Annotated in this window: 10 protein-coding genes; 4 read left to right on the top strand and 6 right to left on the bottom strand. The window is 66.0% G+C overall.

The features are described from left to right. Positions 1 to 76: 76 nt before the first annotated feature. The 4 genes from AC5FRW_RS03370 (at position 77) to AC5FRW_RS03385 (ending at position 6,729) form a co-directional block, all read left to right on the top strand. A complete protein-coding gene (locus AC5FRW_RS03370) occupies positions 77 to 541 on the top strand; it encodes a phosphopantetheine adenylyltransferase (protein ID WP_493567016.1) in 465 nt (154 codons plus the stop codon). 355 nt (positions 542 to 896) lie between these two features. Further along, positions 897 to 3,581: a leucine--tRNA ligase gene (gene leuS, locus AC5FRW_RS03375; RefSeq protein ID WP_493567017.1), complete on the top strand. Its 2,685-nt coding sequence runs from the start codon at positions 897 to 899 to the stop codon at positions 3,579 to 3,581. A 131-nt stretch (positions 3,582 to 3,712) separates the two neighbouring features. Beyond that, the gene (locus AC5FRW_RS03380; RefSeq protein WP_493567018.1) at positions 3,713 to 5,899 is read left to right on the top strand and encodes a bacterio-opsin activator domain-containing protein; all 2,187 of its coding nucleotides are present in this window, start codon (positions 3,713 to 3,715) and stop codon (positions 5,897 to 5,899) included. 119 nt (positions 5,900 to 6,018) lie between these two features. Further along, positions 6,019 to 6,729 (top strand): HD domain-containing protein, encoded by a 711-nt coding sequence (locus AC5FRW_RS03385; protein ID WP_493567019.1) that lies wholly within the window; start codon positions 6,019 to 6,021, stop codon positions 6,727 to 6,729. Positions 6,730 to 6,807: 78 nt separating this feature from the next. Here the strand turns inward: AC5FRW_RS03385 and AC5FRW_RS03390 are convergent, their stop codons facing one another. From AC5FRW_RS03390 to AC5FRW_RS03415, 6 genes are all read right to left on the bottom strand, one after another. Continuing rightward, positions 6,808 to 7,602: an NAD-dependent epimerase/dehydratase family protein gene (locus AC5FRW_RS03390; protein WP_493567020.1), complete on the bottom strand. Its 795-nt coding sequence runs from the start codon at positions 7,600 to 7,602 to the stop codon at positions 6,808 to 6,810. A 70-nt stretch (positions 7,603 to 7,672) separates the two neighbouring features. After that, positions 7,673 to 8,458 carry a DUF7089 family protein gene (locus AC5FRW_RS03395; protein ID WP_493567021.1) on the bottom strand — a complete coding sequence of 262 codons (786 nt, stop codon included), beginning with the start codon at positions 8,456 to 8,458 and terminating at the stop codon, positions 7,673 to 7,675. After that, positions 8,459 to 8,548, bottom strand: coding sequence for a hypothetical protein (locus AC5FRW_RS03400; RefSeq protein WP_493567022.1), 90 nt, complete (start codon positions 8,546 to 8,548; stop codon positions 8,459 to 8,461). It lies immediately after the preceding gene. A 242-nt stretch (positions 8,549 to 8,790) separates the two neighbouring features. After that, positions 8,791 to 10,287, bottom strand: coding sequence for an MATE family efflux transporter (locus tag AC5FRW_RS03405; RefSeq protein ID WP_493567023.1), 1,497 nt, complete (start codon positions 10,285 to 10,287; stop codon positions 8,791 to 8,793). A gap of 101 nt (positions 10,288 to 10,388) precedes the next feature. Then, positions 10,389 to 11,783 carry an FAD-dependent oxidoreductase gene (locus AC5FRW_RS03410; RefSeq protein WP_493567024.1) on the bottom strand — a complete coding sequence of 465 codons (1,395 nt, stop codon included), beginning with the start codon at positions 11,781 to 11,783 and terminating at the stop codon, positions 10,389 to 10,391. 204 nt (positions 11,784 to 11,987) lie between these two features. Beyond that, positions 11,988 to 12,233 (bottom strand): ferredoxin, encoded by a 246-nt coding sequence (locus AC5FRW_RS03415; protein ID WP_493567025.1) that lies wholly within the window; start codon positions 12,231 to 12,233, stop codon positions 11,988 to 11,990. Positions 12,234 to 12,245 lie beyond the last annotated feature (12 nt).

Genomic DNA, 12,245 nt, shown 5'->3' on the forward strand with positions numbered 1-12,245 from the left:
ACTCGAACCGTGGCGCGGCGCGAGCGTAAGTGTGGCGGGGCCAACGATTTTCCGACCGGCCGGCGACGGCTCCCGTATGAACGTCGTCGTCGCCGGCACGTTCGGACCGATCCACGACGGGCATCGTCGTCTGTTCGAGACCGCACTACGCTACGGTGACGAAGGAGTCCTCGTGGGGGTGACGACCGACAGACTCGCGAACGCCTCGCGCACACGAGCAGTCCCACCTCACGACGAGCGCATCGAGCGAGTCCGCGAGGAGATCGAGCGACTCGACGAGTGGGACCGGCCGGTCGAGTACCGTGCGCTCGACGACGAGGAGGGCTTTGCCGTGACGGAGCCGGACGTGGACGCGCTGGTAGTCTCACCCGAGACGGCACACGAACTGGCCGACATCAACGCACAGCGGCGTGAGCGAGGGTTCGCGCCGATCGAGGGTCTCGTCGCTCCCTACGTGCTGGCCGACGACGGGGAGCGAATCTCCTCGACCCGGATCGTCGCCGGCGAGATCGACGAGCATGGACGACTCGTGGACGAATAGACCGTGACGTTCGGAACTTCGGATGTCGTGATACTGTCGGCTGTAACTGTTTCAAGATATTCGCGACCCCGAGGTCACGAAATTCTTCACAGACTTACAGCCGACAGTATGAGTACGAAGACGACGATAGGGCGAGACGCGTCTCGTGGTGTCTGGGGCGGCTCTATCCGAGCGAATGCGAGGATATCCGGCACAGACGCCATCGAGCGCGTCGAGGGCTTTCGGTGCCTCGGTCACTGTGAGCCGTGCGTCTGATAGTACGACTGTTGCCGAATCCAGTCCGTGAGCGTCATCTCCTGCCGAGCGAAACATCTACTCCTTTTAATCCCGGGCTTCTTGGGACCCAGTAAGAACGATGTCAGACGCAGACAACGGGTACGATCCGAGCGAGATCGAACCCAAGTGGCAGGGCGAGTGGGACGACGCCGACGTGTTCCGCACGCCCGACGACGCGACCGACCCCGAGTACGTGCTGGCGATGTTCCCCTACACATCCGGGAACCTCCACATGGGCCACGTCCGCAACTACACGATCACGGACGCCTACTCGCGCTATCAGCGCATGCAAGGTGAGAACGTACTCCACCCGATGGGGTGGGACTCCTTTGGGCTGCCCGCCGAGAACGCCGCCGAGGACCGCGATACGAGTCCCGAGGAGTGGACCCGCCAGTGTATCTCGAAGATGAAGCGGGAGATGCAGGACATGGGCTTTGGCTACGACTGGGACCGAGAAGTCACCACCTGCGATCCCGAGTACTACCGCTGGAATCAGTGGCTGTTCAAGCGCTTCCGCGAGGAAGGACTGGTCGAGCGCAAAGGGTCGGAAGTCAACTGGTGTCCCTCCTGTGAGACCGTGCTGGCCGACGAGCAGGTCGAGGGCGAGGCAGAGCTGTGCTGGCGCTGTGACACCCCCGTCACCCAGCGGGACCTCGATCAGTGGTTCCTGACGATCACCGACTACGCCGACGAACTGGTCGACGACATCGACGATCTGGCGGGGTGGCCCGAGAGTGTGCGCGCGATGCAGCGAGACTGGATCGGCCGCCAGCACGGCGCGACGGTGCCCTTCGAGGTGGAGGGGTACGGCGAAGTCGAAATCTTCACCACCCGCCTCGACACCATCCACGGCGCGACCTTCTTCGCCGTCGCGCCCGACACCGAGATCGCACAGGATCTCGCAGAAGCGGACGAGGACGTGGCCCACTTCATCGAGGAGGTCGCCGACCCCGACGGCGACGAACCCAACGGCGTCGCCACCGACCTGACGGCGACCAATCCCGCGACGGGCGAGGCGATTCCGGTCTTCGTCGCGGACTTCGTCCTCTCGGACGTGGGGACGGGCGCACTGATGGCCGTACCGGCCCACGACGAGCGCGACCACGCCTTCGCCACGAAGAAGGAGGTGCCCATTCGGCCGGTGATCCGACCCGAGGACAGTTCGGGGGGCGACCTGCCTGACGTGAGCGAGTCGGCCTACACCGAGGATGGTGTCGTCGACCACAGCGAGGTGCCCGCCGACGCGGAAGGCACGGGCGGCACCGACCCGACCGACTACGACGGTCTCACGAGCGCCGACGCCAGAAGTGCCCTCGAAGGCGACATCCCCGGCGCGAGCCACGACGTGCAGTACCGCCTGCGCGACTGGGGCATCTCCCGGCAGCGCTACTGGGGCACGCCGATCCCGATGATCCACTGCGACGAGTGCGGTGCGGTGCCCGTCCCCGACGAGGACCTGCCGGTCGAACTCCCCGAGTTCGTCCAGACCACCGGCAATCCGCTGGACGAGGTCGACGAGTTCGTCCACACGGAGTGTCCCGAGTGTGGCGGCGAGGCCCGCCGCGAGACCGACACGATGGACACCTTCGTCGACTCCTCGTGGTACTTCCTGCGCTACACGTCGCCCGACCTCGATTCCGCGCCGTTCGACACGGAGCGCGCCAACGACTGGCTGCCCGTCGACCAGTACGTCGGCGGCATCGAGCACGCAGTGATGCACCTGCTCTATGCCCGGTTCGTCACGAAGGCCATCGCCGATCTGGACATGCTCGACCACCGCGAACCGTTCGCGAACCTCGTCACGCAGGGGATGGTCCAGCTAGAGGGTGAGAAGATGTCCAAGTCGAAGGGCAACGTCGTCTCCCCACAGGCCATCGTCGACGAGTACGGCGCCGACACCGCCCGCCTGTTCATGATGCAGGCCGCCCGACCGGAGCGGGACTTCGACTGGAAAGAGGAAGGCGTCGCATCCAGCCACCGCTTCCTCCAGCGACTGTACGACGCCGTCGAGGACCACGTCGCGGACCCGCCCGAAGGCGAGGCCGGCGACGTGACCGCCTACGTCGAACGTGAGATCGACCGCGTCACTGCCATCGCGGGCCGGAGCTACGACCGCCTGACCTTCACCGAGGCGCTGCGCGAGACCCGCGAACTGCTGGCGCTGCTGGACCGGTACGCCGAGGCGACCGAACCCCACGCAGAGACCGTCGAGGAAGCCCTGTCGACCATCGTTCGACTGCTCGCACCCGTCGCGCCACACGTCACGGAGGAACTGTGGGCAGCAATGGATCGGGACGGCTTCGTCACCGAGGCGACGTGGCCCACGTTCGAGGGGGACCGAGAACGGATTGAACTGGAGCGCAAGCTCGTCGAAGACACCCGCGAGGACGTGCGCCAGATCGTCGACGTGGCCGATATCGAAGACCCGAGCCACGTCGAGATCGCCGTCGCCCCCGAGTGGAAGTTCGACGCCCACGAGATCGCCCGCGACTTCGATGGCGACAATCTCGTCGGCGAGATTATGAGCGACGAACGCTTCCGCGGGAAAGACGGCGCACCGGACTACGCCAAGGACCTGCAAGCAGAGTTGCAGTCCCTGACCGGGACGCTCGATGCCGCAACCGAGGTCGAAGTGCTCGCTCGCGCCCGCTGGCTGATCGCCGAGGAGTTCGGTGCCGAAGTGACCGTCCGGGCCGGCGAGGACGCCGACGCCGATCTCGCTCGGAAAGCAGAGCCGGGACGGCCGGCGATCCAGATCGAGTGAGTGATTCGAAGCCAGCATCGCGAGCGAACGTTGTAAGCGACGGTCACCGAAGCGGCCGAAGACCGTCTGTGGCAGTCGATTTCGATAGTCGGGCCATCGCTTAAGTACTCGGACGTACTAACCTGTTAGGTATGGCAGCGAACGAGGCAGTCGAGGAGGCGGTAGCGTCCTCGGGTGGTGGGTGTGTCGACGCGACCGAAGACGGTCAGCGGGACGAGGAAACTGCGGCAGGCAGACTGTTGACGGACGGCGGTACCGAGACCGCCGTCGAGGCGGCGACCGTCGAGCAGTACGCCGGGATCATCGGTGCACTCGAAGACGGGGTGTACGTCCTCGACGAGGACGGCCAGTTCACCTTCGTCAACGAGGCGTTGGCATCGCTGACGGGCTACAGCGCCGCGGAACTGCGCGGCGAGCCAGCAGCGACGATCAAAGACCCCGACACGGTCGAGGTGACCGAACAGGCGCTTGCCGCCCTCGAAGCCGGTGAGCGCGACGACCTCGACCAGACGTTCGACCTGCGCTTGCAGCCAAAGCGTGGCGAACCGATCCACTGTGAAGATCACATGACCGCGCTCTGGGACGGCGAGCGGTTCGAGGGCGTCGTCGGCGTCGTCCGCGACGTGTCCGACCGGCGACGCCGGCGCGAACTCATCTCGCGGCTGCAGGAGACCTCGCGGGCGCTGATGCAGGCCCCGAGTCGCGAGTCCGTGGCCGACATCGTCACCGGTGCGGCCACACAGGTGCTTGGCTTCGAGTTGAGTACGGTACGGCTGTACGACGCCGAGGAGCGCGTGTTGCGCCCGACCGCAAGTACCGACGCGGTCCAAGAGCGGATGCCGGAGCGGCCGGTGTACGACCTCGACGAGGGCCAGCCCGGGACCGTCTTCGCCTCCGGCGAGCCGGCGGTGTACGACGACGTACGGACCATCGAGGACCCCGACACCGACTTCGGGCCAGTCCGCTCGGCGATGTACTTCCCCATCGGCGTCCACGGAACCCTGAGCGTCGCGTCGACGACGGTCGGCGCGTTCGACGACAACGACCGGCAGGTCGCGGCGCTGCTGGCGATCAACGCCGCGGCGGCCTGCAACCGCGCCAAGCGCGAACAGGAGGTGCGTGAGGCCCGCGAGCGCATCGAGACGATCCTCGAACGGATCAACGGGCTGATCCAGAACACCGTCGAGGTGCTGGTCGAGGCCACGACGCGCGAGCAAGTCGAGGCCGGCGTCTGCGAACAGCTCGTCGGGGCCGACCCCTACACCTTCGCGTGGCTGGGCCGGCCGGACGTGCGCGCCGAGACCATCAGCGCCCGCGAGTGGTTCGGCGACGCCCCCGTCGACGTGACCGACGTGGCCGAACCGATCGACGGCGACACGCCCGGTGCGAAAGCCCTCGCCGCGGGCGACCCACAGGTACTCGAAGGCGATGGGCTGGCCGCGGCTGGCGGCTGGCTCGCCGACGCCCACGAGAGCGGGGTGCGCTCGGTGATGGCGATTCCGCTCTCGTACACGGACTCGAACTACGGCGTGCTGTACGTCTGTGCCGACCGGACCGACGCCTTCGACCAGCGCGAAAAGATCGTCTTGCAGGCGCTCGGCCGAGCGGTCGCCAACGCCATCAACGCCATCGAGAGCGGGCGCATCCTCAGCGCGAACAAGGTCATCGAACTCGAATTTACCATCGACGACCGGGACCTCCTGCTGTCGAAACTGTCGGGCCGGGCCGGCGGCACGATCGCGTCGGCCGGCACCGTCACGCAAGAAGACGGCTCCCTGCGTCTGTACCTGACGACCGAGGACGCAGACACCGAGGACGTGCTTGCGGTACTCGACGGTGAGGACGCCGTCACCGCCGCGAGCTGTGTCGCCGAACACGACGGCGAGGCGCTGTTCGACGTGACCGTCACGGAGTCACTGATCGCGACGCTGGTCGACCACGGTGCCGTCCCGAAATCGATCGTCAGCGAGAACGGCATCGCCCGCTACGCCATCGAACTCCCCTACGAAGCGGAAGCCCGCGAGGTGTTCAGTCTCGTCGAAGACAACTACGAGTCGACGGATCTGGTCGGCTACCACGAACACGAGCGCCCCGTCCAGACCCAGCAGGAGTTCCGCGCGGCGCTGGCCGAGCGCTTCACCGATCGCCAGGAGACCGCCCTGCGGACGGCGTATCTGGGCGGCTTCTTCGAGTGGCCCCGCGAGGTCGACGGCGACGAACTCGCCGACGGCATGGACATCTCGCGCCCGACCTACCACCAGCACCTGCGGGCCGCCCAGCACAAGGTGTTCCAAGAGCTGTTCGACAGCGGGTACTGAGAGACGAACACCAGCGCTCTCACAGTGACGCTGGCGTCCGCATCCACAGAGGCCGAACTGATCGAGCGACTGGCATCGAGGGACAAACATAATCACGCCACACGACCGACGGGACAGCCATGACCGAGGAGGACTCGACCGTCGACAGCGAGCAGCAACTGTTGTCCGACCCCTGTCCGACGAGAGGGGACCATCCCGGTGGTCCTCGACACCGAGCGGAGCTGTTCGAGACCGTCGCAGCAAACGTGCGTGAACGCTACGCGACGGACTCGTCGGGGCACGACATGCATCACGTGTGGCGAGTGTTTCGGCTCACACAGCGGTTTGCCGACGAGCTAGACGCCGACGACGAGGTCGTTGGCTGTGGGGCACTCGTCCACGATCTGCATCGGGTCGTTGGTGACGGGACCGGCTGTGACCCGGACGAAACGCTGTCAGTCGTCGCGTCGCTGCTCGCGGAGACGGGTCTGAGCGACGAGCAAATTGCTGCAGTGCAACACTGCGTTGCAGTGCACGATGATCTCGCGTTTCGGGGAGAGGACCCCGAACCAGAGACCATCGAGGCAAAGATACTGCGTGATGCCGACAATCTCGATGCGATGGGTGCCGTCGGCGTCGCTCGGACGTTCGCGTTCGGCGGTGTCCACGGAACACCGCTCTGGGACCCCGACGGGGAGGAATACTCGCAGATATATCATTTCGAGGAGAAGCTCCTCCGATTGCAGAACGAACTCCATACGGAGCCAGCACAGCGATTAGCTGCGGAACGACACGCGTTTCTCGAGACGTTCTTCGAGCGCTTTATCGCAGAATGGCACGGGGAGATGTAGGAACCGGACTCGACGACCGGACAGTCGATTCGCCGAGGCATAGACCGAGGGAGGCCACTGGGAACGGGTCAGCCGGGTCTACGCCATCGCGGCGCGAATCTGGGAGCGCAGCGACTCACGCAGCGGGGTCGGGTCGCGCACGGCGAGGTCCTCGGCGACCAGTTTCATCGGCGACGGCGGCGTGCGGTCGATCACCGAGAGTGCCGGTTCGTCGCCGGTCTCCTCGGCGACGATGGTCTGGATGTGCTCGCCGACGGTCTCGTTGGTGTAGCTGTAGGACGACACCGCCGCCGGGGTCGCCACGTCGAACGATCCCCCGCCGAGATCGCGGAGGAAGGCCGCGAGATCGCCCACGTCGACGTAGGGGCGGACGATATTGCCGTCGCCCCACACCTCGATCTCGCCGTCGAGGCCCTGTTCGATCATCGACTGGGCCTGTCCGCGGGGGGCCGGGCCGCCGATCACGTTCGGGAAGCGCACCGTGGTGACGCCGTCGAACTCGCTGACCGCGCCCTCGGCGAGGTGCTTCGAGTGGCCGTAGCGGTTGACCTGATCGGCGGCGGCGATGCTGGAGGAAAAGACGACGGGCACGTCGTGCTCGCGGGCAACGCTGGCGACGTTGACGGTCCCCTGAACGTTGTTCTCGACGAGGGGCTGCCAGTCGTCGCTCCACACGTCCGCGTCGGCCGCGAGGTGATAGACCACGTCGAAGTCGTGGTCGGCGAAGACGGTCTGGAGGCGGTCCACGTCGCGGATGTCGTCGGCGTCGTCGGCAGCGTTGTCGAAACCCACGACCTCGTGGCCGGCGGCGACGAGCTGGTCGGCCAGCACGCCGCCGATGTAGCCGGCGTGGCCGGTGACGAGTGCGTTCATAGCCCGTGATTGCGTGGGCCGTTATTTGAATCCGCGGAAAACGCCGCTCGGCGAGTGTCGCGCGCCTCGCTCACGAGAGCGCGCCGAGTGTCTTCTCGGCCCACGTGATCGCGTACGCCGGGCCGGTGTCGCGGTAGGCGCTCGTGTCCAGTGCGCCGAAGGGGGCGGGCACCTCGACACCGTGTTTGATCGCCGCACAGGCCAGTTCCGCCGCGGCGGGGAAGTCGGTCCGTCCCATCGCGACCTCCTCGGACAGGTCGCTCAGGCGGGGTTCGAGTCGCTCGCCCGCGTCGACCCACGCGTCGAAGAGGGCAGGCGACTCACTCTCCCATGCTGCAAACACGTCGCGGGTCTGCAGGCCGACGAAGGCGGTACAGAGTGCCGCGGCAAGCTGATAGATCCCGGCGGAATCGAGGTGGTCGCCCACCGTCGCGGCGAACTCGGGGTACTGCTCGCCGAAGAAGTCGAGGAACTGTTCGGGCACGTCGAGTCCGACCTCGACGAGCGCCTCGGCGACGAGGAAGTCGACGAAGGCGTCGGGCGAGCCAGCCAGCCGGGGCTTGACGAAGACCACGGCCGGGTCGGTCTGGCGCGTCCACGCGACGCCGCCGTCGCCGGGCATTCCGACGGTGAAGTCACTCGACGCGAGTGCGTGGAGTGCCTCGGGCGCGTCGGCAGGCACCCACTCGCTGGGATACGTGGCCGGGTCGACCCCGTCGGTCAGCAAGAGCAGGTCCTCGGCGACGGCCGGATCGAGCGTCTCGAAGTCCCGCTCGCAATCGAGGACGAGCGCGCCGGGTGCATGCTCGTCGCGAACGTCGTCCAGTTCCCCCGACAGCGGACGCTCGCTGAACATCTACGCCAGTGCGAGCTGTGCGATCAGTGCGAGCGACAGCAGTGCCGAGACGGTGATGGTCCCCAGGACGATCTTCGTTGGTGTACTCATGGGCGTGGCTCTGTGCCGTCGGCCATTAAGTTTTGAGTTTGCACCTGGAGACTCCGAAGCGAATGGTTCGGCGACTGTGAGTGTGGGAGTCAACGCCTCGAAAGCCCTCGGCCCGCTGGCGGTCGCTCCGCGGCATCCCGCTCCTACGTCGCGGGAGCCCTGCCACGGAGCGACTACACAGAGCGCCACCGGACCTCGCCCTTTCAGTCCGCCAGGGCGTGGTTCGACGGGCAGTGGCGCTGTCAGTCGCCGGCACCGACCCCAGACGCTCGGGCGACGGCCCGCCACTTGCCTGTCCAGAAGCGGCCGGTGTTGACAGCCGCTTTGACGTAGTAGTCGCCGACGATGGCGGCGAAGATGGCGGGCAGGCCCCACCCCATGCCGGGGGCGACGGTGACGCCGACGAGGGGGATCGTCACGGCGAAACCGACCGGGAGCGCAAGGAGCGCGACCGGGATGCGATAGAGATACGAGCCCAGGAAGGTGCCATAGAGGGGCCAGCGAGTATCGCCCGCACCCCGGAGACTGCCCCGCATCGTCCGCGAGACGCTGAAGCCGGCGACCGCCAGCGCGAACACACGGATGAAGGTGACGGTGAGTTCGGGGTAGGCCGTTCCGAACAGCGAGGCGATCGGGCGGGCGACGGCCACGAGCACGGCGGCGATGAGAAGCTGTGTCGCCAGCGCGATCCGCAGGGTCTGCCAGCCGTAAGCACTCGCGTCATCGTCGTCGCCCGCGCCGACGTGCTGGCCGACGAGCGTGCTCGCCGCCGTCGAGTAGCCCCACGCGGGCATCAGCGCGAGCAGCATGACGCGTCGACCGATGGCGAAGGCGGCGACCGTCGGCGTCCCGATCACGCCCAGCACGAACAGGAACGGGAAGCGCGCGAACGTCTGGAGCAGACGCATTCCCGACAGCGGGAGGGCGACGCGGACGATCTCGGCCATCAGCGAGAGGTCGAACTGTCTCCCACGCAGATCGAGGGTAACGACGTAGCGCCCCGAGACGAGCAGGGCGAAGAAGACCGCGGCCGCGAGCGTGTTGGCGACGGCGGTGCCGATTGCGGCCCCGGCGATGCCCAACCGCGGTGCGGGACCGAGTCCGAAGATCAACACGGCGTTCAAGACGATGTTCGTGGGGAGGGTCAGCAGACGGACGTACATCGGCGTCCGCGTGTCCGCACTGCCCGCGAGCGCCCGCGCGGCGACCATGCTCCAGAACCGCGGGGCCAGCGACAGCATCACGATCGCGAGGTAGGTCCCACCGAAGCGGATCGCGTCGGCGTCGTTCGTGAGCAGGCCGACCATCGGTTCGGCGTAGAACCACGAGATGAGAGACAGGGGCAGTGAAATCAGGAGGGCGAGCCACAGCGACTGCTTGACCGCCAGATTCGCCCGGTCGGGCTTGTCGGCCCCTTGCAGGCGGGAGACGACGCTGATCGTCCCCGACGTGACCGCAAGCGAGAGTCCAAAGCCGACGAAAAAGTACTGAAAGCCAAGTTCCAGCCCGGCGATGGCGGCGTCACCGAGTGCAAGCCCGACCATCGCGAAGTCGGCGATCCGCAACAGGATACGGAGACCACCCGTGACCATCACCGGCGCGGCCAGATCCAGCGCCGCCGTCGACTTCTCGCGGTCGACCAGTCCGAAGCGAGCCAGTAGCGCGGGAAAGCCATCGATCACGTGACCGAACAGGCCCGCGAGCACGGCACGAAGCTGTTCGAGGAGGCGACGGACCATCTACTCGGCTCTGTGTCTCGGATCGCCCTCAGGCTTTCGTTGGTGATGGACAAGCAGCGCCACGAGATACCGGTGTCGCACTAGTCTCGAAAATGGCGTCGTCAGTCGTCGTCCTGTGCGGGCGCTTTGACCGCTTCGTCGCTCTCGGCCGCGTCGGTCTCGTCGAGGCGCGGGAAGTTCTCGATGGTCGCCGAGCGGAAGCCGTCCTTGTCGAACTCAGCGTCGTCGATGGCCTCGACGATGTGCTCGGTGTCGCGCATGGCGTTCTTGAGGCTGGTCGAGGCACCCGGCGAGGGCGTGATGTTGAAGATGATGTCCTCGTCGGTGATCTTGGCCTCGCCCATATCGAGGGTCTTGTTGTCGGTGTCGACGATCTGGGGTCGGACGCCACCGTACCCCTTGGCGCGGTCGATGTCGTCCAGTTCTGCGGTCGGGACGACCTTCTGGACGTGGGGGAGGAACGCGCGCTTGCCGACCGCGGGAATGTCGTAGACGAGGTTCTTGAGGACGTACGGCAGGAGGATGCGGTCGGCGAGGATGTTGGCGTAGCTGAGGAACGAATCGACGTTCAGGCCGAACACGTCGAAGAAGTCGGAGATCGTCGAGATCTCGCCCCGTTCCAGCGCCGGCACGAGCTTCGCCGTCGGTCCGAAGCGCGTGATCGAGTCGTCGTGCACGTCGGCATCGCCGTGGACCGCCGCGAAGGGCAGTTTCTTCATCTGAAGGGTGTACACCTTGCCGTTGAGGAAGTCGTCGGCGAGGAAGAAGCTGCCAGCGACGGGCAGCAGCGACATACCCTCACCGTAGCCCATCTCCTTTGCGATCTGGAGGCTGTGCGAGCCAGCGGCGACGACGGCCGCGTCGGACTCGATCCAGTGGTTCTCCGTCTCGATGATGTAACCGTCCTCGGTGTCGTCGAGGCGTTTGACCTCTTCGCCGGTCAGTACGTCGACGCCGTCGATGTCCTCGGCGTCGTCGACGAAGGACTTCGAGACATCGCCGTAGTCGACGACGTAGCCGTCGGGCGTCTGCAGCGCGAGCATGTCTTTGCTCGGATCGCGCCCCTCGACGACCTTCGGTTCGATCTCGGCGATCTCGTTGCGGTCGATGGCGTCGAGTTTCGGGAACAGATCGCCAAAGCCCTCCTCGTAGTAGCGGTCTTCGAGACTCTGGACTTCCTCGTCCCCGACGGCGAGGACCATCTTCGAGCGCTTGCTGTGCATCTCGCGGTCGGGGTCGACGTTTTCGAGATAGCCCGCGAGCATCTCTGCGCCCTCCTTGACCTGCTCTGCCTTTTCGAGGGTGTAATTGGTCTCGATGTCCCCGAAGTGCAGGGTCTGGGAGTTGTTCGTGTGATGTGAGTTGATCGCCGCGATCTCTTCTTCCTTCTCGATGAGCGCGATCTTCTCGATATCGGTGAAGTTCGCGACCGTATAGAGAAGCGACGCGCCACTGATCCCACCGCCAACGATAACGAGGTCGTATTGTTCTGTCATGAGTATTACCTGACCACCGCAGTGCTAGCCGCTCACACCCTACTCGTTACTTTTGTGCTATTTAAACGTCTCTATACGCGATCGACCGGCCGGAATTAAGTAGGGAAGAGACAGTGTCTCTCCATCACCAGACAACTCTCCGACCCCCGTCGGAGACGAGTCGGTCACGGACCACACTCGGCGACGGGCTGGTGACCCATCGTGTCAGGGCACGAGCTGTTCGCCGTCGTCGTCGTACACCACGATGGCGTCGACGGGACAGGAACGAGCGGCGAACTTCGCGTCCAGTTCGGCTCCGTCGGGGACCTCGCGGACGAAGACGCCGTCGTCGGTCTCCTCGCTGTCGGCCAGTACCGCCTTGCCGGCGTCCTCGTCGCGTTCGAACGCGTCCCACTCGGCGACGCACTGGAACATCCCGATACAGGTCTCCCGGTCGTACTCGATTCGCATACGCGCTGTTGG

The sequence above is a fragment of the Halomicrobium sp. HArcht3-1 genome, assembly GCF_058933345.1.

Bases quoted from the DNA above. Each gene is read 5' to 3' on its own strand.
- AC5FRW_RS03370 (WP_493567016.1), top strand. From the start codon at position 77: ATGAACGTCGTCGTCGCCGGCACGTTCGGACCGATCCACGACGGGCAT.
- leuS (WP_493567017.1), top strand. From the start codon at position 897: ATGTCAGACGCAGACAACGGGTACGATCCGAGCGAGATCGAACCCAAG.
- AC5FRW_RS03380 (WP_493567018.1), top strand. From the start codon at position 3,713: ATGGCAGCGAACGAGGCAGTCGAGGAGGCGGTAGCGTCCTCGGGTGGT.
- AC5FRW_RS03385 (WP_493567019.1), top strand. From the start codon at position 6,019: ATGACCGAGGAGGACTCGACCGTCGACAGCGAGCAGCAACTGTTGTCC.
- AC5FRW_RS03390 (WP_493567020.1), bottom strand. From the start codon at position 7,602: ATGAACGCACTCGTCACCGGCCACGCCGGCTACATCGGCGGCGTGCTG.
- AC5FRW_RS03395 (WP_493567021.1), bottom strand. From the start codon at position 8,458: ATGTTCAGCGAGCGTCCGCTGTCGGGGGAACTGGACGACGTTCGCGAC.
- AC5FRW_RS03400 (WP_493567022.1), bottom strand. From the start codon at position 8,548: ATGAGTACACCAACGAAGATCGTCCTGGGGACCATCACCGTCTCGGCA.
- AC5FRW_RS03405 (WP_493567023.1), bottom strand. From the start codon at position 10,287: ATGGTCCGTCGCCTCCTCGAACAGCTTCGTGCCGTGCTCGCGGGCCTG.
- AC5FRW_RS03410 (WP_493567024.1), bottom strand. From the start codon at position 11,783: ATGACAGAACAATACGACCTCGTTATCGTTGGCGGTGGGATCAGTGGC.
- AC5FRW_RS03415 (WP_493567025.1), bottom strand. From the start codon at position 12,233: ATGCGAATCGAGTACGACCGGGAGACCTGTATCGGGATGTTCCAGTGC.